This window comes from Clostridium gelidum (genome assembly GCF_019977655.1).
Classification (GTDB): domain Bacteria; phylum Bacillota; class Clostridia; order Clostridiales; family Clostridiaceae; genus Clostridium; species Clostridium gelidum.
Genome location: NZ_AP024849.1, coordinates 2220983 through 2245447, shown reverse-complemented (window position 1 = coordinate 2245447; position 24465 = coordinate 2220983). Strand labels below are relative to the sequence as shown.

The window sequence follows — 24465 nt, the reverse complement described above, 5'->3', positions numbered from 1 at the left end:
AAATGATCTTGGTTGCAGAAAAGTTCTGCATTTTGGCATAGCCACTCTTTTCATAGGTGCATAGCTGCTTTTTATAATTGTGAAAAGTTCCGAATTGCAGCATAGCTGCTCTTTACAGTTGTGTGTATTTTTTACTATTTCCTTTAGCTTTTTCAACTGGATATTTCTTTTCGTTCTTATCCATTTTGGAATTAATTATTTCTTCTAAATCCGCGCCTAAAGAATCAGCCATCTGTATACAATAAACCATAACATCTGCAAGTTCTTCTAATACACGCTCTTTATTAAAGTTTTTTTCATCCCATAAAAATTCTTCTAAAAGCTCTCCTGCTTCAATTGAAATTGCTTTTGATAAATTAGCAGGTGTATGAAATTTATTCCAATCTCTGTCATTTCTGAATTTTCTAATTCTATCTATTGTATCTTTCATAATTACCACTCTTTCTACGTTTTTCCATTATTTTATATTTATTATACCATATATAATAACTGATTTTACTACTTTTCTGTTCATAAAATTCACTTCCATGAAACTTAGTGGAAACACTGATTCACCCTGTTAATAGCAAGTTCAGTCATTCTTCCTTCACAAAGATCCCGGGGGTGCCTCTTAGACAGGTCGTGTTTAAGTTGCTATTCTTTTTAGGTACATGAAAATAAATAACAAGTCCAAAGTTGCCATGAATATTTTTCATCAGGCAAGGAGACGAATTGCCCTCATAGCGTGCCTATTAGGTCAATTTGCCGACGCAGCATGATGGAAAATGGGCACATTAGAAAAGAGTAGCTGTGCTACAATACGGAACTTTTCTGGCAAATGGACTTGTTATTTTTTTGATTGTGCCTTATTTCTTGCAAAGTATCGACTAGGTCTTACTGGAACAGTACTTCTACTTATACATTTTAGCTCTACGGTTTATTTTATTCTTTTATAATATTCATTCTTCCTGCAATCGCTGTATCATATTTAAAATTGCCTCTGCACTATTAAAATTTTCAGGAACTATTTCAATAGCAGGAATTTCAATGTCATATTCTTCATCAATTACATTAATAATCTCAATAATATCAAAGGAATCTAAAATCCCTTCATCAACCAAAGTTGTACATTCTCTAAAATTAACATCATCTCTAACACCTTTTAATAATTCAATCAACTTTTCCATAACAATTCTCCTTTATTATAATAATTGATATTAAATATATTATGTTGCAATAATAAAACTACATTTAATAAGTCATATATCATTATTTTATATAATCATTTTTAGCTTTGCACGATCAATTTTTCCATTCATATTAAGGGGCATACTTTCTCTCTTGTGATAAATATTTGGTATCATATAGCGTGGTAACTTCTGCTTTAAAAGCTGAGATAATATTTTAAGCTCTAAATTTCCTGTGTATACAGCAACAATTTGATCACTTTCCTTATTATATAAACAACAACACATATCAACGCCATCCAATGCACTCATTGCATTTTCTATTTCACCTAATTCTATGCGATTCCCCATGTGCTTAATTTGTAAATCTTTACGTGATACATATACCAATTCGCTGTTTTCATTCCAATAAACTAAATCACCTGTGCAATAAACTATCTCTGGATAACTATCATTTAATGGGTTTTGAATAAATACTTCTTTTGTTTTTTCTGGGTTATTATAATACCCACAAGCTAAGAAAGAACCACGAATTAATAATTCACCAATCTTGTCACATTCTTTAATAAGTTTTTTATTTTCATCTATAACTAAAGCATCTACATTGTCACATGGAACTCCTATTGGAATAGGTTCATCATCACTAAATTCTCTATCTATTGTATAATAAATTCCAATGTCTGTAATCTCAGTAGGCCCAAATAAATTTGCATAAGCTGCATGTGGAACATGTTTACGCCAAATATTAAGTTGTTTAGTAGGCATTGTTTCCCCTGCAAATAGAATCTTCTTCAAATTTGGTAACTGTACAACATCTAAAGCTCCTAAATTGGCAACTATGCTTAATGCCGATGGAACCCAGTAGATTGTATTGATTTCTTTTTCTTTTAGAAATTCCAATAGCTTCACTGGGAATGAGAACAACATTTTAGGAATAATATATAATGTTGCACCACTTTTAATTGTCGCAAATATATCTAATACAGACATACTAAAATAAAAGGGTGTTTGATTTCCAAAAATAGTATTTTCACTCAACATAAATGTTTTAACAACCCAATCTGCATAATCTACTACAGAACGATGACATACAACAACACCTTTAGGAATTCCTGTTGATCCACTTGTAAAAAGAATATACAAAGGATCAGTATCTATCATTTTCCTTCGTGCCATATCTAATTTTTCTTTATCCTGAGGTAACGAATATATTTCATCATACAATACTTTCACGCAGTCTGCTTCCATGAGAGAAAGAAACTTTTCTGTTTGATCATCATAAATTACAGCGGCTGGCTGCAAGGTTTTTAATATTATGTTAATGCGTTCCATTGGCATTTGTGAATCTAATGGAACATAGAAGCATCCAGAATATGCAACCCCCATAAATGCAGCAATATTTCTTGCATTCTTTTCCATATAAACAACAACTACTCTATGGGCACCAATTTTTCCAATCAAAAAACTTCCAATGCTTCTAGCTGCTTCAGCTAACTCATGATAAGTTAATTCATATTTATTATCTGAAAAAGCTGTTTTATTTGGAAATGCCTGTTCAGATTTTTCAAGATATGATAAAATACTTTTTTCCATACTACTTCCTCCATTTTTTATAAGTGAAACTTTTCAGTTGTAGTTCTATATTTCAGCTGAATTTAGTATAAATTCTTATTTTGAAATTTCTTCTTCATGATAACGAGTCAAATCATCATTATTAGCTCCAGATACCCTTGCATTAACCCGTATTTTATATTTCTTATATGCTGATGCATCAAAAGTAAAAGTTGGATTTACATCATAATCTCTTATAATATGTTTTTTACCTGTATCCATGTCTGTTAATACAAACTGATATTCTGGCACAACCTTGGTTCCATGACAAGAATCTGCTGTTAATTTTAGCTTGCTGCCACTTTTTAGAGAATTAAACCACGTAGCTGAAACAAAATTAATAGTTGCATAATATTCTTCTGGAGTATAAAAATATTTATTCAAATCATCCCCTTTCTCCCTCAATTTCAAGAAAGAAGTTAATGATTTAGAAAATGCTTCTGCCCCTTTGATATTAAGATGTTCTTTGTCACTAAAATAATCACCTTTTAGCATAAATAATTGAGGTTTAATTAAATTATAATCATAATATTCAATATTTAAGTCCTTCGCAATTTTAGCTATCTCCTTATTAAACTCAAAATAATTTTTTACTCTTTGTACTTCAAATACAGGAAGTGGTGGAGTTAAAAGAATTAATTTACAGTCATTTGCTTTGCATAACTCTGATATCTTTTTTAAGTATCCTACGTTTTTTTCTTGTATATCCTTAATATTTATGTTTTCAAAAGAAATTTTTAAGTTATCATAATCAATATATCCTTTTGAGTTATTAGGATTAGTTTTTACAGCTCCTCGTCCTATATACCCACTTTTATTGTTTGAAAAAGCTTCTACCTGCCCAGGTTCTGGATAATTAATATAGGAATCATCTAATTTTCCATCAAAGTTCTTTACTGCTTCTTGTGGAGACTTTACATCATATCCACGCCACGGAAACAATCTATCCAAATACAAACCATCCTGTGCGGAGGAATTGAAATAATATTGTGCCATATTAAATAATGATTTCATATATGGCGCAACTGAAAGGTATACTAATGGTTTTTCTTGCTTTGCCGTAAAATTATTCTGCTCAGTAGTTAAGATAATCAATTTCGGCTTTTGATAATCAAATAACTCTTTTAAAGAATAGTATGTCCCAATAAACATTTGGGAAGAAAATGCATAATCAAATGTTTTATAGCCTAATTCTTTATCCATTATATATGGATAAGTATCTCTTTGAGATAGTGAAGCACCAGCGAAAACTACATCCATGTTTTCTTTTTGTGAATACATTTCACGCATAGTCATTCTTGTATAGTTACCTTTTGGAACAAATATAAATGTCAAAGCATAATTTATCATAATAAATAATATTACAAATATAATTGCCCTAAACCATACAGCTTTAGAATTGTGCATACATAAAACCTCCCTGTAAGTTAGTAGCTGTAGCATCAAAATAAATAATAGCAAAAATTAAAACATATAATACTATCCATCTAAAAATTAAATTTTGCTCTGATAAAAATGTTCGGATTTTTATACCCATTTCTTGCATTACACTGACTACTATTAGAACAACAGTTGCTACAAATAGAACGTTGAAATCAAATTCTTTAAGTCCAAGTTTTAAAATTGTTCCATCCATTAATTGGTTAATATTAAAGTTCATTATTGTATTATTCAGCATATAAAGTGAGGCCTTTAAGCTACTTGCTCTATCAAAATACCAACCTAAATTTACAATAAAAAATGTCCTTAATATCCTAAATAAGTGGTATGAAAAGCATTCAGTATTTACTTTTGTTATTCCTCTTAACCATAGATAGAAAGGTTCTAAAATAGCGCTAAAAGCAATTATAATACCATTATATAATCCCCATGCCACGTAATGCCAATATGGTCCATGCCAAATCCCAACTACTAAAAACACAACCATATTGGAAATAGCAACTGGAATAATTTTTCCTGCTCTTCTTCCTATATGTTTATTTGCTGCTTTCGCTATTTTTGACATTCTCTTTGTAAGTGCCAGAGGATAAAAAATATAGTCTCTCATCCATGAACCTAATGTAATATGCCATCTGCGCCAAAATTCCGATAATGAAGTTGAAAAGTACGGACGTTTAAAATTTATAGACATATTGATTCCAAACAATTCAGCAATTCCCATTGCTACATCTATTCCACCTGAAAAATCAGCATATTGCTGCAATGAGTAAAATAATACTCCAAATATTGTAATGCCACCGCCATATTTATCATAATGATTAAATACTTCATTAACTACTGCAATTGCTCTATCGGCAATTATCATTTTCTTAAAAAGTCCCCATAAAATCAATTGCAATCCATATTCAAATTTTTTCAAATCAAATTTATGAGGCTCATACAACTGATTTGCTAATTTATCAAATCTATTAATAGGTCCTTGGACAATTTGAGGAAAGAAAGAAACAAATAATGCAAATTTAAACAAGTTTTTTTCTGCCTTATATTTGCCATTATACACATCAATCAAATATCCCATGGATTGAAATGTGTAAAATGATATACCAAGTGGTAACAATAACCCTAACTTAAAAGGCTCAATTCCATTTTTTGTTGCAAAATTAAATAATCCAGTAATATTTTCTGATAAAAAATTAAAGTATTTCAAAAATCCAAGAATTCCAAAATTAATTAGTAAAACGCACCAAAAAATTATTCTCTGTTTTTTCTTTGCGATGATTTTTATGTTTTTCTTATCTTGCGGCGTCAGAGCTTCCCTTTTTTCAATTAATTCCTTTTCCTTCTTATCATTAAGTTTGCTAATGAGTACTGTGCCAATCCAAACACTAAGTGTTGTACAGATTATATACCCAGTAAGCTTTATACCAGCAAATATATAAAAGACATAGCTGCCACTCAGTAAACATACCCATTGAAGCTTTTTAGGCAAAAAATAATATGCCGAAATCAATATAAATAAAAAAAGCCAAAAATTAAATTGCAAAAACGACATTGCTTCACATCCTTATTCAAATATACCATTCACTACTAAATACAACTTCATTATAATATATTATTTTGTCATTACTATGGCATATCCAGGTATAATATGAAAATTTTATATTATAATTATCCTTTAGAACTTGCTTTATAGGAGGAAGATTTCATTTAATTAAAGCACCCAAAACCTTTAAATATGGAATTATTAGTTGGCTTCATAAACGTTATTTTAGGCAATTCACCATTAGGACCTCTGTCTTTAGTTAGCTGACTTGCATCAATGCTTTGAAAATCATTTGCTGAAAGATTTTTATCCGCTTCGTTCCATGAATTATTTGTATTATTTTCTGCTGGAAGATTAGCATTATCTAATGAATTATCTTTATAAGAAAGATTATAATGTAGCACTTCCTTTATACCCGGAATATCAGTAGGATTACTTATGCTTGCGCATTCAAGCATAGTGAAGTTTCCTCTATTGTTGTTGTATGCAGTATTATTAGTCCAAGTTGCAGATTGCCCTGGTTGATGATTAGCGTAAAATCCATGTGCTCCGTTGTTCACAGAAAGACAATTCTTAACAGTATGAACTGGAGGCACAAAATCTATTGCTTTTTTTCCCCATCCACCAATCTTAAATCCATTAGAATCTCCTCCAGCATTCATATTAAATGCCCAACATGAATCAAAAGTATTAGCTCCTTTTGAAGTAATGCAATCATAGCCATCATCACTATTGTTCCACGAACGACATTCTTTAAATGTAACACCGTCTCCGTGAGCTCCAAAGCCATCTATATTCCCAATTGATGGTCCAACTCCTATATTATTATAAGAATCACATCTAATACATGATCCTGTTGCATGACCTGTAAAATAAAAACCAATTGCTTGATTATCAGAACATGTATCTTGATTAAAAACTATATTTTGTCCTTCAATTCTAAAACATTCTGATTGTTTCTGTATACCTACCGGAACTCCTGTCACTTTAATTGATTGAAAAGTAACGTCTTTTGCATCAGATGTTATATAAAAAGCGCACACACGTTTATCTGTTCCTATTTTTGAAAAATCAAATATTGGGACTTCAGTAGCATATCCTTTATATGTAATTCCACTTTTAGTAATTTCATTTACATAATTATAATTAGTATCTGAATCAACAATAGTGAAATTTTTATAAGTGCCACCACGTATATAAACAGTATCTCCATTAGCAGCTGTATCTTGGGCTTTAGCAAGACTTGCAAATGGTTTATCAAGGGTTCCAGGATTATTATCATTTCCATCAGTTGCTACATAATAACTTTTTGTGTTACCAACTGATGATTGATATGCCGATGCTAATGCACAAGCTGTCATTTCTGTACTCAACAAAATTGTCATAAAACATACACTAAATTTTTTTAATAAATTTTTCATCAGAACCTCCTAAAAACATTTTAAGAAAAATATATACTACCATATGATCATAATATTATATAAAGATTTTATTTTCAAATTAATCCTTATATGTATTCCATATATATAAACTAGAATCCATTTCCAATTCATGATAAATGCGTTTTGTGAAATTTATGTGAAATATATTGATTTAAATATATTCTTATTTAAAAGGGTAGATTAACTACATATAGTCAAATTAATTTTATTAATTTATGATAAGGCACAAGCCTATTTTCTTTATCAGTAATTATAAAGCATAACTCGTCTGAAGATAAAAAAATACATGTAAGTATGAAAATAGAGCAGCTTTTACACCACTCCATAAAATATAACTTCTTTTCCATCAATATTAGCTTTATATACAATGTCAGATTCATTTTCTTCATAATCTAATAAAATTAACCTATCCCAATCTATATTACTATTACCTCTCTAGATTTAATTTAAAATTACTAAAGCTGAAGTTTCATATAACTAAAACTTCAGCTTGTTTTTCATTTTAAATATTCAATCTCCCTATTAATTTATCTTTAAGTTTCTTATATTCCTCACTACCATTAGTAGGTAATCTTAATATTGGTATATTATATTTTTCTAAATATAATAAAAATCAGCATAATTTAATGGATTGGTTGCATATTTTAATTCTTTTTCATCTAACTTTGAAGTATCACGAATAAGCATATATAACTTCTTTATAGGCCTTTTTTATATTTTACATAAATTTGAAACCATTTATTTTCAAATTATTACTTTGAGTGTACTATTATGGCATAATTCCAATTAGCATTTCCGGCTTTCATTAAATCACTAGCTAAATAATATCTATCTTTTCCTTTTTCTTCTCCATTTTTATAATACATTCCCCAATTATTTGAGTCATAAGATTCAAAATATGTTTTTCCATCAACTATTCTATAGCCTTTAATTACAATAAAATGTCCTCCTTTATAGTCATAAAATCTTCCAACTCTTTGCTCTGAATTTGCATTGTATGGTAAGTAAGTTGTATCAATGCAAAGTATAGCTATATTACCTTGTTGTAGCGATTTTTTTAAAGAATTTTCATTTAAGTTTATTGTATTATATTTTGCACTATATAAATCAAAATAATTGGTAATATCATATGTAGTCCACCAATTGCCATTTTCTAAATAAGTTTCTCTTGCATCTTCAGCAGTTCCAGTGAAATTAGAATTAATCCATTTTAATGCCATTGTAGTGCAGGATGGTCCGCAATTATTATCTGAATATTCCCCAGTATATCCTTGATCAATATACCAATCATATGATTTGTTGTTGCTTATATATTCAGTTTGATTTGTTCCTAATCCCAAACTTGGATTTAATGCTTGTCCAACTTTAGTTGTTGCACTGTTTTGATTTAAACTATAGTCATTAAAATTTACCGTTTTAGCATATGCGGATTGACTAGGTACTATAAGTAATATTGATAAGATTAATAATATTACTATTCTCGAATAATTTTTTTTGTTTTTCATAAAATCCTCCTAAAATTATGTTACGTTAATCCAAACTATGCACAAATAATTATAGATAAATTTACCTTTCATTTGATTATTCTATACTTTTGATATATCTATAACTATTTAATAGTTTGTACCGTTTATAATCTCATAATATTTAAATTAATTAAATTGTTTTGGCTTTAAACACACAAATTCAAGCGTCAAAAGTTATTTTTTACTTATTATGGAAACAATATTTTCAAAAAGTTTTAAACCTATATTCATATGAACATAGGTTTAATCTCTTTTATTATTCTAAATCTGCACCATTTGATTCGATAATATGTTTATTTTAGATAATCAATATGTGGCAATTTTTTAAATACAAAGTTTGAATTAGTGATGAATAACAATAAAAAAGCCATCCCTTTATTTTTTCTATCATTCAGATGATAGATTCTATCTAGGTTTATAGCCATAATTCTTTTGATATTTTATCCGCTTTTTCACAGAATTCTCTTACTTTTGAAATATCTTTTTCCATTATGCCATCATTATATTTGTAGCTGGTTTTTGTTAAGGAATCTACCCCATAAGGTCTTACTTGCCTAATACATTCTTCTACGTTGTCAGGTCCAAGTCCACCCGCCATAATAACAGGAATATTCACGGATTTTATAATTTCTGCATCAATATTCCAATCATGAGTTAATCCACTTGCTCCGATGCCAGTATCAGCAGCTAATCCTGAATCCGTTAAAATATAGTCACAAAATTTCGCAAATTCTTTCGCTCTACCTACTGCTGCTGGTCCATCTACTAAAACAGCCTGCATCAACTCTACACCTTTGCATTCTTTATGTAGTCGATCAGCAAATGCTGCATCTGCTGTGAAATCCATTCCTGCAATATGGATAATATCTGGATTTAAACGTTTTGTAATAAACATCATTTCATCTGGATCTTTATTCAGCATAATGGCAACACATTTCACGCCTCTCTTTTTAGCTTCATTAAAAATACGATCTACAACATCAAATGGTACACGATGTGCTGGAACACCTCCACTTTGCATAGGTACCAAACCAATATGATCTGCACCAGCATCCATTGTTGCTACACTTTCATTATAATTCACTAAAGAATAAATTTGTTTTATCATTATTCTACACCTCTTTCAAATATTTCTTTGCTCTTTCTTCTATATTTCTGATATTCAACTCTGGAGAAACTGATTGCGCTACTTCTACTGTTAAACTTGATGCTGCTTGTGCCAGCTGTCCAATCTTTATAAGTGGTAGTTTATTCCCATACCAAAAACGTTCCCATATAATTGTAGCCATGCTGCAATCTCCAGCTCCATTTACACTAACAATGTGAGAAGGTAAAATGGGAACACACTCAACTTCCTCCTCTGTTGAACATAATATTCCTTTTGATCCCATAGAAATGAAAACATTTTTCACACCTTTTTGATTCAATATCTTAGCCGCTTCCTTCGCAGTCTCTTCATCCACAATATCAATACTTGTCAAAAAGCCTGCCTCTAATTCATTTGGTTTAAATGTATCAATTTTGTTTAATACGTTTTCAAACCTGTCCACTTTTGTAACTGAAACAGGATCCACAAAAATAGGCACAATGCAATGACTTACTAGCCATTCTATAGATTCTTTCGGAACATTTCCATCAATTACACAAATAGAAGCTTCATTAATAAAATCAATGCGCTTTTCAAAAAATTCAGGTGTCATATATTCTGTAATCTTCATATCATTTACGGCAGTAACCATATCTCCTTGATTATCTGTCACATATAAATAAATTGAACTTTTTGCATTTGGAATACATTCTGCGTAATCAAGTTTAATATTATGGGTTTTGCACTGATCAGAAAGGATTTTACCAAAATAATCATCACCATATACTCCCACTAGATAGGTAGGCACATCTAACTTTATCAAATTTTGAGCAATGTTTTGCCCAACTCCACCAACTGTCATCTGAATATCTCCAATGTTTGAATCTTTTTCTCTATAGACCTCTCCACTTAAGCCTGCTAAATCAAGATTTAAACCTCCCACAACTACTACATAATCTTCTGTTTTCATTTCAACACCTCCTTTACTTTGTATTTGAATTATAGCACCTTCTTTTTTTTTAAACAACAAATATTTACATCACAAACATTTATTTACAAAGTCTTATTTAACATCCCTTTCTTTTTACCATATAACGGAATTAATCACACTATAATAACGTTTTATTACTAAATATGTACATTTTAAGCTAAAAGTATTTATTTTACTTAAGAAATATGAGAGTATCAAATAGTTGCGCAACTACTATATAAAGGACATTATAATTCTAGAACAATAATGTTTTTTTAAGAAAGTTATAAAAAATGAAAATATAAGGAGTATTTATAATGGGAAAAATAATGAAATGTTTAACAGCCTCAGCTGCAGTAATATCTATGCTGAGTATTATGAGCGTAGGAGCATTAGCCGCACCCTATACTAACCAAAAACATGAATTAGTTCAGCCAGATGGCAGCACCGTCCAAGTTAAAATTACAGGAGATGAATATTATCAACAGGTTGAAAGTTTGGATGGATATACACTTTGTCGTGATAAAGATGGCTGGATCAGTTATGCAAGATTAAATACAGATGGAACAGATTACGTTTCTACTGGACAAGTTTACAAAACAAATGATATGTTTTCAGATATGAAACTTGCTAATCCTACTGACACTCTTAATGAATCAAAGGATAACCTTCAAAAACACTTAACAATAAATAAAGAAGCAATAAAAAATAAGGCTGCTGCAGTAAGAAAAAAGCTTCATGCAATAGATTTTAGCAGCGCTCCAGCAGTAACAAACAGCAAAAGCACTATAAATTTTAATGGATTTTCAGAGTCGAAAGTAACCACTTCAGGTGCAGCCGTAAGTAATATCAATCCTGATGGACTGTTAGATTCTAAAATAAGCGCTTCTTCTGTAAATAATGTAAATGGGTTAACAGTTTTAGTAGACTTTCCAGGTACTCCAAGTGCTATATCAAAATCAAACATAGAACAATTTTTTAATGGAGTAGGTTATACCGGCTTTAATAATAATGGATCTGTAAGAGATTATTATTATGATGTTTCTGGTGGAAAAGTTACATATACAAATAATGTAATAGGATTCTTTACAGCGAAACATCCAAAATCTTATTATGATGATATTAATGAAGAGACAGGATCATATGCTAAGTCAGATGAACTTGCTAATGAAGCTTTTGAGTGGTTAAAAACTTCAGGTTTTGATGCATCAAAGGTAACAACAGATTCAAATGGTTATGCAAAAGCTGTTAATCTTCTTTATGCAGGTACCGCTAGTGCAGGCTGGGCAAAAGGACTATGGCCACACCAATCTTGGTATGGTGGTTCAGGTAGTATAAATGGTGTTAAAATACAAAAATATGAAATGTCTGATATAGGAACTGATTTATCTATTTTTACTGTATGCCATGAAAGTGGACATATGATTTACGGATATCCAGATTTATATGATTACGATGGAGATTCACACGGTGCTGGTGCATATAGTTTAATGAGTGGTGTTCCAAACTACAAAAATCCAGCTCCACCAGATCCATATTGCAGAAATATAATATCAGGCTGGAATGCACCAATAAACATGAATTCATATGGTGCTGGTACTACATTTACTGCAGTAACTAATGAAAACGGAAACCAGTATTCATATAAATGGTTAGGTACTAACTCAAATGAATATTACCTTATAGACAATATTCAAAAAATCGGAAGATATGCTGATGTACCAGATGCAGGATTAGCTATTTATCATGTAGATACAAAAGGAGATAATTCTAAAAATAATATGACAGCTAGTAGTCATTATCTAGTATCTCTTGAGCAGGCAGATGGAAAATTTGATTTAGAAAAAAATAAAAATGGTGGAGATAGCGGAGATTTATTCAGAGCAGGATATAAAGATTCATTTGGTGATAGTACTGCTCCAAGTTCTAAATGGTGGAATGGGTCATCCTCTGGTTTAAAAATTTCACAAATTAGTGAATCAGGAAATGAGATGACATTTGTACAAGCAAGCTCAGGTACAACTCCAGATACAAGCGCAGGTAAAAATATAGCTGGACAAGCCACTGCATCAGCTTCTTATGTATCAGATTGGGAAAAAATAAGCGCATTAAATGATGGAGTTAATCCTTCAAGCTCTATTGATAAAAGTAGTGGTGTATATGGAAATTGGCCAAAAACTGGAACACAATGGGTTCAATATATCTTTGATAAAAATTTCTCTATATCAAGTACTGATGTATATTGGTTTAAAGACGGACAAGGAGTAGATGTACCAGCTTCATATAGAATAACCTATTGGGATGGACAAGCTTGGCAAGATGTTAAAAATCCAAAAGGTTTAGGTACAGAAATTAATAAATATAATACTACTACCTTTACTCCTGTATCAACTAATGCTATTGCAATTCAAATGGATTCAAATGGAAGCAGTTCAACAGGTATAATTGAATGGAAAGTAAACGGTAAATAAGATATCTATATAATAAATTTTATATTTTATTCTATCAATACGCAATTGTGACTGTCACTTAATCAAAATAAACTCTAAGGTATTTTTATTTTACCTTAGAGTTTATTTTGTCTTTAAGTATCGTTTAGGCTAAATTGATATTTTATAGTAAAAAAGTTGTTTTGTTTGTTTTTTAACCTTTTCTTTCATTTCTCTAATTAGATGTTACAGAAAAAGTATTTGTATTAAAATTATAACCTTTACCACCATTATAACTTGATGTAATTTCATATCCAAATTGTATATTATCGAATACAATATCTCCATACCATTTTGGTGTATTCTTAATCCAGGTAGCTATTGCCTTAATATCTACAGACCCTGAACTAATATTTCCATTAGTTCTTATAAATGAATAGACCATATTTCCTGTATTATTTGCTCCATTATTTCCTATATATACATTCCATATATGACCTCCTATAGATACATTTCTATAAGCCGGAATAGGACTACCTGCTGCATCCCACTTATATGAAATTGGATTTACTGCTCCATATTGATTCATCCATAACATAATTTCATGCTTATTCTTACTAGGATGATTAGGATCATAAGCATTAGGATCAGATAACCATACATCATAAGCAGTTTCCATAGCAGTTCCACTTGTAGGTACCGTAACATTGAAGTTACTTGTTGCTGTCTTTACAGCACTCAACTTCTTGTTTATTGCTTTTTCAACATGTGGATAAGACTTTATGCCTCCCGTATTAGGCTGCGCTGACCATGTTCCCCAATTACTATATGAGTTAGCCCAAATAGTTTGAGGGCCTACTTTATCCGGTGACCATACATCATTATTCAAGGTATATCCGCCATTAGACCAGGCACCATATTTTTCTGATGATGACCATACTGCAGCAGCATTTGCTTTATCATTAGGCCCAAATGCTGTTAACACTGATGTAAATAATAAAACTGATATTCCAACTTTTATAATTTTTTTCATCATTTTACTTACCTCCATTATTGTATTACTTACTTAACTTAAATAGCTTTATGTATTCTTTTTCCTATATCCTCATTTTCTCAAATTTTAATTTAGTCTGGTAGTTGAACATGTCCAGGAATAATATAGCCTGGAGAATCTCCGTTTTTAGGTAACGCTGTTATTGTGTCTGTAACCGATATTCCACGGATATCTGTTATTTTTATCTTAATAGAGCCTGTCCCCATATTGTTACCAAGGAAATGGTTATACGGCATCTTCTCCATATTAACCCAAGTGCTACCCTTTAGAAATTCCATTTTCACAACAGGATATTTATGATTTCTTACTTGAATAGCTGCCCAATATTGACTGCTACCTTCTTTGATACGATAAGAAAACATTCCAGTTATAGGTGCTTTCACTATGTGCCAATTAATATTTATCTTTCCAGCAGACATATTACCGATTTTAGCAAAAGAAGTTGGACAAAGATCCAAAGCTCCATTAGGTGCTTTAGGATATTCATCTGTAACATATACAGTAGTCTTTTTTCCAGTTGGTCCTTGTACCTCTAAATATGCACCAGCTAAAGCTGCATTGATTCCATTATAGTTAAGGTCAGTAGTATTTAATGCAGTAATTTCCATTGCAGACGGAATAGGATCTAGAAGTACTGCACCACCTGAATATCCAGAACTAGTATATGTAGCATAACCTGAGTGATTATCATTCCAAGCAGCAAAGGCTTGAATCGAGGAACAAAATAAAACATTCATAGTAACTACGGTTGTTAGAATTAACTTTCTTTTTAAACTATTCCTTTTCATAAAAAAACCTCACTTTCAAAATTTAAATTATATCTTACAATCTAGCTAAATATTTTGTCTAATTTCATATCATAATTATCTAAAATGTTGCATATTGTAACTATTCAGGCGATTACAATTACATCTTCCCATATTACTTAAATTAAATATATACTTTTTCCTTAAAACATACAAAATCAAGCATCAATAGCAAATATGCTTTATTTTTTCTAAAATACTGCCTTTACTACTAAAAATGTACAGTTTATGATAAAAATATTAACTTTTACTGAATAACAAATTAAAATTGTAATTTTTTTGATTACTATGTTGATGACATTGCCCTCGGAGGTCTTTGCACTGCTTGGGCGTGCTCGCTAAAAATTCTATATAATTACATTAGTGTATTTAAATATATTTTTATAATTAAATTGACAATTTTAGATTTTAGTGGGATACTTTTCCTTAAAGACAAAATCCCTTATTTGCTGCAGCAATAAAAAAATCAAATTTATGAATAAAATTACAACGAAATTAATCTATTAATAATATTAGAGGTGGAAATAATGAAGTATTGTATTAAAGAACATGAAATAAATTTTGGTAAGTTATTAAGTGAAAATGCAATGAATAATGAGGATGACGTTTGTTTTAGTTTTTATGAATATTCTGGAAACGAAAAACAAGTCCTTAAATTAACAAGAGCTGACTTAATTCAAAAATCATTATCTATAGCAGCTATGTTAAAAAGAAAAAATGCACAAAAAGGAGACCGCGTAATTATTTTTTCCACACAAACAGCTGATAATATACTATCAGTTTTAGGATCAGTATTGGCAGGAACAATATTTACAATAATTCCACCACCAACAGATTCTAATAAAATGATGAGATTTTTATCAGTTTTGGAATCTTGTAATCCTAAATTTATATTATGTGGAGATTTGATTGAAAATGAGGTTTATTCAATTTTAGAAAAATATAATTTATTAGAGGACTTACAAGTGATTAATCCTAAAAAATGCAATGAAGATAAAGATTTCATACCAGAAGAATTATCCTTAAATGATATTATATATATTCAGTATTCTTCGGGTTCAACTAGCGATCCCAAAGGGGTAATGGTATCTTATGGAAATATAATAAGCCTTGCTAATTTAAGTAAGGAATCTAGGCATAGTGAAAGGCTATTTGGTTGGGTTCCTTTCTTTCATAACCTAGGTCTTGCATATTTAATTTTTATCCCTGCATTAGATAAAGAATTTTCTGTTGGAATTATGTCACCAAATGCATTTCTTGAAAAACCTTCAAGATGGTTTGAAGCAATGAGTGACTTTAAAGCAGATAGTACCATTGCACCAAACTCAGTTTATGAATCTTATCCAAAGTTAGTACCTGCTAGTAAACTAAAGGGCATTAACTTATCAAATGTAAAGACATTCTTAAATGGTTCTGAGTTAGTTAACTATTCAACTATTAAAAAGTTTGCTGATTCATATAAAGAATTAGGAGTTACTACAAATAAATTCGTAATAGGATATGGTCTAGCAGAATCTACCTGTGGAATAACATCAGGCACTTATTATTCAGAATCTCAGAAAATAGAGATTGATTTTGATGAGTATCAAAATGGGAAATTGGCTTTAGCTAGTAACAATACTGCACGTAAAATTCAATTTGTAGGTAATGGAGAGGCTATAAAGGATATAATCATAAAAGTTGTAAATCCAACTACTCTTGAAGAATGTGAAGTAGATGAGTTCGGAGAATTATGGATACAAGGACCTTGTGTAGCTCAAGGTTATTATAATAATACTACTGCAACAAATGAGACCTTTAATGCGAAATTAAAGGGTTATGATGGAAATTTTCTTCGTACAGGAGATTTAGGTATTATAAAAAATAAAACCATATACATTACAGGACGTATAAAAGAACTTATTATTATTAATGGAGTAAACATATTACCAAATGATATTGCAATAAAACTAAAGGAGGAAATACCTAATTTAAATCATTCCTCTATAATTTCATTTTCAGTACTAAAGGAGGGCAAAGAAAAATTAATTATTATTCACGAGATATCTGAAAAGATAGCAAATGATAGCAATTTGAATGAATTAGTAGATAAAATAAATTCCTGTGTATCAAAACACTTTGAAATATCACCTTACCATGTTGGATTTATAAAAGAAGAAACACTTCCAAGGTCTGATAATGGGAAAATATCAATACTGAAGTCTGCTAATTTATATAGAGAAGGAAAATTGAATTTAATAAATTTAGGTGAAAAAGATAATTCTAGTAGAAATAATGAGGTTATAGAATATAGTACAGAAACAGAAAAGAAATTAGGTGATATTATTGATAAAGAATTTTCACATAAAGCTAGAAGTAATGATAACTTATTAAATTTAGGAATGGATTCCTTAGAAGTACTAGGTCTTACAACTAATATAGAAAATGTATTTTCTATAAATATTCCAATATCATTTATATACGATAATCCCACAATAAAAAAGATAGGGGACTATATTGATATAACTCTAAGTGGAGAAGATGTAACCATATTGGAGAAAGATAAAAATTATTTATATGATGAAGTTAAGTTAGATGAAAGTGTTTATGCTAAAAAGTATGAAACTGAAAATCCTCTTATGAAGAATGTTTTTATAACTGGGACTACTGGATTTGTTGGAGCATATTTGATTAACACCTTAATAATTGAAACTAAAGCAAAACTTTATTGTCATGTAAGAGCAAAAAATCAAGAAGATGGTTTTAGAAGATTAAAGGAAAATATGGAATACTACAAATTGTGGAAAGATGAGTATAAGGAAAATATTATTCCAGTAATGGGCTCTCTTGATAAACCATTATTAGGAATAGAAGAAGGAACATACAAACATCTTACTGAAATTATAGATACCGTATATCATAATGGAGCGCTACTTAACTTTGTATATCCATATGAGAAATTAAAAGATACTAATGTATCAGGAACAGTTAAAACTATTCAATTTGCTTGTGAAGGAAAACAAAAATACTATAACTATATATCTTCATATAGCGTTTTTGATAATCCAAGTCATTTTAATAGAATAGTATCAGAAGACGATCCGCTTTCAAGTTGTATAGGATATTACTTATCATATAGTGAAACTAAATGGGTATCTGAAAATATAATTCATATTGCAAGAGAAAGAGGATTAAGAGCAGCAATATATCGTCCAGGAGAAATCACTGGAGATAATAAAACTGGTATATGGAAGTATAGTGATTCAGTTAGTAGAACAATTAAATCTATGATTCAAACAAAAACATATCCAGATATAGATATGAAAATACACATGACTCAAGTAGATTATATAGCTGAAGCCATAATATATATTTCAAAACAAGGTAAATCATATGGAAAAGCATATAACTTATTAAATAGTGTTAATATATCTGTTAAAGAATTGGGAAATATAGTTAACGAATGTGGGTATGAAACTAAAAGTATAGATTATGCTACTTGGAAAGAAAATCTATTTAAATCAGATAATGAACATCCTTTAAAATTATTAGAATCGCTATTCCAAACAGTGAAAAGTAATCCAAATGAAAACTTTCAAATTAGAACTAGTACAATGGCTCCAATTCTAGAAACTAAAAATACTGATAATGCTTTGATAGGGACAAGCATTAAATGTGAACCTATGAATGCTGAGTTGATACGTAAATATTTAAAGAATTTTGTTTAAATCAGATGGACTTGTTACTTAATTATTATTTTGTAATGAGTCCTTTTTTCACTCTCATTTTAGCTACTTCTTCTATACTTAATCCTATTAATTTACTAATAGATTCATCATCCAACCCTAAATTAATAGCATTTTTAACAATTTCAATTTTATCTTGTTTTCTTGTTTCTTTCTCAACCTTTTCTTTCATTTCTTCCATGTTTTCTTTTTTCATTTATCTTTTTCTTTTCTTTAATCAAATTTTTTCACTGGCATCTGTTTCATGAAATTATGTAAATAAACTATTTCTTGTGATATTTTGTTCATGTTATTTTATTTTTAATCATAATACTTATATTATTAGCTTGTTCATTGTTTGTCCATATTTAAATCTACTTCGCAGACTATGTGTTTCTGCTATCTCTCAGCATTATCCACATATTTGGCTTTATTATAAATTTCCTATAGAAAAAATAAGACCTTACATACGCTTTAGATGTAAGATCTAAGATTATAAACTCCTTATATATTTATACAATGACTTAAAAGTTAATCCCCGGTAATTTTTTTAACTTTTTACATGTAATATGTGTATCAAATATATAAATTTATTATAATATTATATATATGATCTAATTAATAAAATTCATAATTTACTTGATTTCTATCTTAGTTCTTTCTAAATATAGAAATCTAATTTTGATGAACTAAATTTATTAGCATATATATGATTATTAATTTTTAAATTAAAGGAGTTTGAATTATGAAAAAAAAATTAGTTTTGACATTATGTTTAAGTTTAATTCTCATTTTAGTTGGTTGTAATAGTGATAAAAAAGCAAATGAATCTATACAAACTACTAATGGTAACCAAACTTTAGAAGATAGTTCAAAAGATATTAATAATCCAATACAATCTACTAATGAGCAAAATAGTGCTCATGAAAAAGAAGAAACATTAAAGTCTACTGAAACAGATCCAAATAAACAAGTAGTAAAAGATAAAAATAATGTCTCTCAAAAAATAACTAAAGTAAATAGTAAAGTTAAATTGCATGACGGCATTTATTTTGATAATAGGAGTTTCGGAGATAATATCCTAAAAAATTATTGTGAAGTTGTAATTTCTAATATAACTAATACTTCTTTTGATTTTACTGTTTATGAAGTAAATGAGTCAGATGGAAAAAAAGAAAATAAAAAAGTTATTTTCCTTACAAATACAGCAGTTTTTACAGGCGATGGAATGAAAGCTAGTTTTTATGGAAAGAATTATACTCTTGCCTTTACATTTCCAAATAATCATAATGCATATCCTGTTGTAACCGATATAGAGATATCTGGATTCAAACCATTAGAAGGTAAGACTTATGTTAATAATGGGATACCAGGACATGAATTCGGGTAAAAATAAATATTCAGCATATTTATTTTATAAAAAAGTCATCTAGATATTTTAATGTCTAGATGACTTTTTTCATTTAATTATTAAGTTAGAAATATTTTAACTTTATTAGCTGATTAGTGAAAGGAAAGTATTTCTGCCACACATACCATCTACAGATAAGCCATTAGCACTTTGGAACGAAGTTATTGCTGATTTAAGTCCTGAACCAAATGTTCCTGGATATTCTACTCCATTTGAATTATATCCTCTTAACATTACTAGAATTTCAGCTGCAGTAACCATGTATTGAGTTTCTCCACTCTTTACATAATGACTTCCTAAGGCATTACTTGACGCAGCACCCCAAATTCCATCTACAGCAATACCTGCATTATAATCTAAATTTAAAGCATGCTGTAAAACTTTAATACCTGCTTTTTTTGTTTCAGCACCTCTAGCGCCATCAGTATCAATATTACATCCAGCAAACCTGTTTGCTTGAACTTGTCCAGATTGAATAATTGTATTAACATCTGGTGTAGGAGTATCACTACCTTCATTATATCTAAGAATATAATTCCAAGGTTTATTATAATAGCTTCTAGTACAAATTTCTTTACCTGTTTGATCTCCAGCTGTTCCTCCTGTTGTTCCACCATTTTCATTTATGCTGGCATGAACAATTTGTCCATTTCCAATATACATTGCAGTATGTGAAGATGAATTTAGTAATACATCACCACGTTGTAATCCAGATCCATTTGACAATACTATGGATGATGTTACATCAGAGAAACCGCATTTAAGAAAAACACTCCTCATATTACCAGTATAAGTTGCACCATTGCTTTTTACTGGAACACCAGCAGTCTGCCATGCAGTAATAACGGCAGAAGAGCAATCGTAATCACCACGTTCTCCCCATCTATATGTTTGATCATATCCATGGCTGTTATCGTTCGCTAAGTTAATCATCCATTGTGTTGCTTCTTGAATTTTTCCCATATTATCATATCCTTTCAATTAATAATTAAAATAAATTTGTTAGCTAACTCATTTGCTTTACAAATACTTAAACAATTTCTCGTTTAATTTTGTAAACCTAAAATTAAAGATATGATTTTTTATGTTTCAAACAACATTAAATATTTAAGAAGAAAAAACAGATAAGATTTTATTACTTAATCTTATCTGCTATTTTCATCTATATATATATTAATTTTAGTTTGTACCTGGTAATTTTTACACAAGGGTCTGACCCCTTCAAGTTTACATATTTGAAAAATAAAACGTTATTATTAGTGAAAGTTATACAGCGCTGATAATTTTACAAATTATTTAAGGAGGTCATATAAAATGGCAAATAACATGAATGACAATGCAAAATATGTATATTCATTTTTTAAAAACAAAGGGTGGACAAGTAATTCTATTTGCGGAATGCTTGGAAATATGCAAGGAGAATCTGGGATTATCCCAGATATAAATGAAACCAGTGGTGGTGGTGGATACGGCTTAGTACAATGGACTCCCAAATCTGTTCTTACTACTTGGGCGAATCAAAATGGACTAGATTACAGAACTGTTGACACACAATGTAGAAGAATACAATGGGAACTTGAAAATAGTCAACAATTTTATTCAACAAAAGCGTATCCACTGACTTTTAAACAATTCATTAAAAGTACAAGCACTCCTACTTATTTAGCAAAGGTATTTATAAACAACTATGAAAGACCTGCTAATCCTAACCAACCTAAAAGAGGTGTTTGGGCTGAACAATGGTATAGTGCCCTTAGCGGAACTACTCCATCAGGTACTACCACATATACTGTTAAATCTGGTGATACTTTAAGTGGAATTGCTGCAAAATTTGGCGTTACAGTTGCTCAACTTCAAGCATGGAATGGAATTACAAACCCTAATCTCATTAAAGTAGGACAAGTTCTACGAGTAAAATAAATGATTTGTAAATTTTCACGACGTAACTAAAGCGTATATTCTAAATTTACTCCAGTTTCTATACATCATAGATATTAGATATACAAAACCTAATCGGCAGTAGTAGCAACAGCTACTGCCGATTTTTTTGTATTTAAGAATACCACAAATTTGACTTGTTGTTCCGGGAAGCTTTTAGCTATAAGTAGAAAAAAATAAACCTCCGTTGTAAAATTATAGAAGCTAATGCATGTCTTAACTATTCTAAAATAACTACCCATGAAAATAACCGGTTCTTGCTGAAACTACAACATAAGGTATTTCTAAACCTTCTTTTACAATATATGCTTGGTATAAATCATCTTTCAGATGTTCTAATCTAACAACTTTTTCCCCATATGTGTCATATAAATCTTTGCTAAATAGATTTTTCCAATCCCTTTGAACAGGTGCATTTAGAGTCATATAACTTGCAAAGCTCTCCAAGTCGTCAATATGACCTCCATTAGCTATATATTGCTTATATAACCCTTTAATATCAACTGTATTTAGGAAAGTTTTACTCCATTTTATTTTTTGTGCTTCTGGTTTATTTTCTTGACCACTAATAATATAATTTTTAATTTTTTCGGTAATATTTTCTTCTGAAGAAACCTTATCTTTTTTGCTATCGCCAGAAGATAACTGTTTTTCTTTAGAAGTATCACCATAGTTTCTGGTGACAGTTTGACTTGACTCATTATTATTATCTTCTAATTTATTTGTACTCTTAGGAGTATTTGATGAGCATGCCATTAAAAAAATTAAGAAAAATAATAAACAAAACTTTAATCTTTTCATTATAACCTCACTTTCATATCTAATATAATATGAATACATTAACAAAATAAATACAAACTTTGAATAATATTAATATAAAAAGTAATTGCTGAAATATAAGCGTCAAATAGTCTTGATCTTTATGATTAGTGATATTATTAATATAAAAAATAGGGTGTTAATTAAAAAATCAGTAATTCTAAACGTATACAAAATACAAATCATTAACTTTCTACTAAATAACATTTAGATACTCTCTTATTTTCGAAATAGCTCTAGTCCGATTTTCACATACAGCCTGTCTGCTTATTTTTAAGTCACAAGCAATCTCTGCATCACTCTTATCTCTTAAATATCGATTAATTAGAATAACCCTTTGTTTATCTGTTATTATTTTTTTAGAAAGAATTTCTCTTACTAAAAAGTTATCAAAGTTATTATCTTCTACTCCTCTATCTGGAATAATATCAATGCATATTTCTGAGTTCTGTTTTCCATTTATAATATTCTTTTTTAATAGGTTAATACTTCTGCTAATTAAGGCTTTATTTACATAAACTACAAATGTCCCCTCTTTTTCACTATCGAATTTACTTAGATCTATCTTATCTATTAATTGTATAAATTCGATTATCAAATCAGTTCTTGCTTCAACATATCTTAACTTATATTCATATTTTAGTATTATAGGCATAAATTTATCAATTAGTGATTGCATAGCATCTTTATTATTCATCTTTGCCAATTTTATTACATCATACATCTTAGTATTCATTCTTTTACCTCCTAATCATGAAAAATATGTTATTTGAAAGTTAATAACAAAATTCAAAGAAACTTTTTAAGGCAAAAAATATTTGATTTAGTAAGTATTTTACATATGATTTCTTGATTAATCCCCATTATTTTAACGTGGAATTTACTTTATATTTCTATATATCAAATAAATCTAGCGCAAAATTAATAATAATGTGTTAAAAGATGATATTAAATTTATATCTCTTGGCAATAATTAGTGCACAATGTATAAACATTGTTTTTAAAGAGTTTAGTAATATAAAAATTAGAGAATCATAATAGATATGTTTGAGCTATATAAAGAAAATGCTTATTAAATATTATTAACTCTCCTACCTAATATGACTTCTGTAACAATATTATATCGATTTATATCCAATAAATCGATATATTTGCCTTATTTGTAGTTATTCAAGCCTAAATTAAGCATTAAATCATATTATGCTCGATTTTTATGTATTCATAAATTGATCTCACTTCTTCTCACCTACTATAAAGCAGATCTACTAAATTCAAACTTTAACTCAAGTGTCCCCTGGCTATGGGGGCTTTTTTATTTGAAAATTTTATTTACATATCCAAAAATATTTTTTTTCCCCAATAGTGTTTTGAAAAAAAGCGCACAAAGAAGTTATTAATTAGAATGACTAATGCAATATGAGATTGCATTAGTTATTTTTTTACTTTTTTTTTAAATTTAGGTTTACACATTATGTAATAAATTGGTTTTAATAGGTAATTACAACTTTTAATAAAATTT

The 24465-nt window shown here is 29.5% G+C and carries 19 protein-coding genes; 4 read left to right on the top strand and 15 right to left on the bottom strand.

Features of this window, described 5'->3' with window-relative positions; all coding sequences use genetic code 11:
• Positions 1-112 precede the first annotated feature (112 nt).
• From psyc5s11_RS09905 to psyc5s11_RS09865, 9 genes are all read right to left on the bottom strand, one after another.
• Complete coding sequence (locus psyc5s11_RS09905) at positions 113-430, bottom strand: nucleotide pyrophosphohydrolase (RefSeq protein ID WP_224037422.1); 318 nt, start codon at positions 428-430, stop codon at positions 113-115.
• Positions 431-938: 508 nt separating this feature from the next.
• Entirely contained in the window at positions 939-1166 is a 228-nt protein-coding gene (locus tag psyc5s11_RS09900) for an acyl carrier protein (RefSeq protein WP_224037421.1), read from the bottom strand.
• Between the two features lie 87 nt (positions 1167-1253).
• Positions 1254-2759: an amino acid adenylation domain-containing protein gene (locus tag psyc5s11_RS09895; RefSeq protein WP_224037420.1), complete on the bottom strand. Its 1506-nt coding sequence runs from the start codon at positions 2757-2759 to the stop codon at positions 1254-1256.
• Between the two features lie 75 nt (positions 2760-2834).
• The gene (locus psyc5s11_RS09890) at positions 2835-4184 is read right to left on the bottom strand and encodes a lipolytic protein G-D-S-L family (RefSeq protein WP_224037419.1); all 1350 of its coding nucleotides are present in this window, start codon (positions 4182-4184) and stop codon (positions 2835-2837) included.
• Positions 4171-5769, bottom strand: coding sequence for an MBOAT family O-acyltransferase (locus psyc5s11_RS09885; protein ID WP_224037418.1), 1599 nt, complete (start codon positions 5767-5769; stop codon positions 4171-4173). Before psyc5s11_RS09885 ends, psyc5s11_RS09890 begins: the two co-directional genes overlap by 14 nt.
• A 155-nt stretch (positions 5770-5924) precedes the next feature.
• Positions 5925-7181, bottom strand: a complete 1257-nt coding sequence (locus tag psyc5s11_RS09880) for a right-handed parallel beta-helix repeat-containing protein (RefSeq protein WP_224037417.1) — start codon at positions 7179-7181, stop codon at positions 5925-5927.
• Positions 7182-7954: 773 nt separating this feature from the next.
• Positions 7955-8707, bottom strand: a complete 753-nt coding sequence (locus psyc5s11_RS09875) for a C39 family peptidase (protein WP_224037416.1) — start codon at positions 8705-8707, stop codon at positions 7955-7957.
• A gap of 436 nt (positions 8708-9143) precedes the next feature.
• On the bottom strand, positions 9144-9836 hold the full coding sequence (locus tag psyc5s11_RS09870) for a phosphoribosylanthranilate isomerase (protein ID WP_224037415.1): 693 nt from the start codon (positions 9834-9836) through the stop codon (positions 9144-9146).
• 4 nt (positions 9837-9840) lie between these two features.
• Positions 9841-10785, bottom strand: coding sequence for a PfkB family carbohydrate kinase (locus tag psyc5s11_RS09865; protein ID WP_224037414.1), 945 nt, complete (start codon positions 10783-10785; stop codon positions 9841-9843).
• Between the two features lie 317 nt (positions 10786-11102).
• Between psyc5s11_RS09865 and psyc5s11_RS09860 the strand changes: the two genes are divergently transcribed.
• A complete protein-coding gene (locus tag psyc5s11_RS09860; RefSeq protein ID WP_224037413.1) occupies positions 11103-13256 on the top strand; it encodes a M6 family metalloprotease domain-containing protein in 2154 nt (717 codons plus the stop codon).
• A 193-nt stretch (positions 13257-13449) separates the two neighbouring features.
• Here psyc5s11_RS09860 and psyc5s11_RS09855 read toward each other — a convergent pair whose 3' ends face one another.
• Together psyc5s11_RS09855 and psyc5s11_RS09850 are read right to left on the bottom strand one after the other, a co-directional pair.
• Positions 13450-14250 carry a GH12 family glycosyl hydrolase domain-containing protein gene (locus psyc5s11_RS09855; protein WP_224037412.1) on the bottom strand — a complete coding sequence of 267 codons (801 nt, stop codon included), beginning with the start codon at positions 14248-14250 and terminating at the stop codon, positions 13450-13452.
• 89 nt (positions 14251-14339) lie between these two features.
• The gene (locus psyc5s11_RS09850; protein WP_224037411.1) at positions 14340-15056 is read right to left on the bottom strand and encodes an expansin EXLX1 family cellulose-binding protein; all 717 of its coding nucleotides are present in this window, start codon (positions 15054-15056) and stop codon (positions 14340-14342) included.
• 545 nt (positions 15057-15601) lie between these two features.
• Here psyc5s11_RS09850 and psyc5s11_RS09845 point away from each other — a divergent pair.
• Complete coding sequence (locus tag psyc5s11_RS09845) at positions 15602-18781, top strand: non-ribosomal peptide synthetase (RefSeq protein WP_224037410.1); 3180 nt, start codon at positions 15602-15604, stop codon at positions 18779-18781.
• A 25-nt stretch (positions 18782-18806) separates the two neighbouring features.
• Here the strand turns inward: psyc5s11_RS09845 and psyc5s11_RS09840 are convergent, their stop codons facing one another.
• On the bottom strand, positions 18807-18995 hold the full coding sequence (locus tag psyc5s11_RS09840; protein ID WP_224037409.1) for a hypothetical protein: 189 nt from the start codon (positions 18993-18995) through the stop codon (positions 18807-18809).
• 528 nt (positions 18996-19523) lie between these two features.
• Here psyc5s11_RS09840 and psyc5s11_RS09835 point away from each other — a divergent pair.
• Positions 19524-20168, top strand: a complete 645-nt coding sequence (locus psyc5s11_RS09835; RefSeq protein ID WP_224037408.1) for a hypothetical protein — start codon at positions 19524-19526, stop codon at positions 20166-20168.
• 105 nt (positions 20169-20273) lie between these two features.
• Here psyc5s11_RS09835 and psyc5s11_RS09830 read toward each other — a convergent pair whose 3' ends face one another.
• The gene (locus psyc5s11_RS09830) at positions 20274-21152 is read right to left on the bottom strand and encodes a C40 family peptidase (RefSeq protein WP_224037407.1); all 879 of its coding nucleotides are present in this window, start codon (positions 21150-21152) and stop codon (positions 20274-20276) included.
• Positions 21153-21503: 351 nt separating this feature from the next.
• Here psyc5s11_RS09830 and psyc5s11_RS09825 point away from each other — a divergent pair, with 351 nt between their 5' ends.
• Entirely contained in the window at positions 21504-22109 is a 606-nt protein-coding gene (locus tag psyc5s11_RS09825) for a phage tail tip lysozyme (protein WP_311196424.1), read from the top strand.
• 252 nt (positions 22110-22361) lie between these two features.
• Here psyc5s11_RS09825 and psyc5s11_RS09815 read toward each other — a convergent pair whose 3' ends face one another.
• Together psyc5s11_RS09815 and psyc5s11_RS09810 are read right to left on the bottom strand one after the other, a co-directional pair.
• The gene (locus psyc5s11_RS09815; RefSeq protein ID WP_224037406.1) at positions 22362-22928 is read right to left on the bottom strand and encodes a hypothetical protein; all 567 of its coding nucleotides are present in this window, start codon (positions 22926-22928) and stop codon (positions 22362-22364) included.
• A gap of 214 nt (positions 22929-23142) precedes the next feature.
• The gene (locus psyc5s11_RS09810; protein ID WP_224037405.1) at positions 23143-23682 is read right to left on the bottom strand and encodes a sigma-70 family RNA polymerase sigma factor; all 540 of its coding nucleotides are present in this window, start codon (positions 23680-23682) and stop codon (positions 23143-23145) included.
• Positions 23683-24465 lie beyond the last annotated feature (783 nt).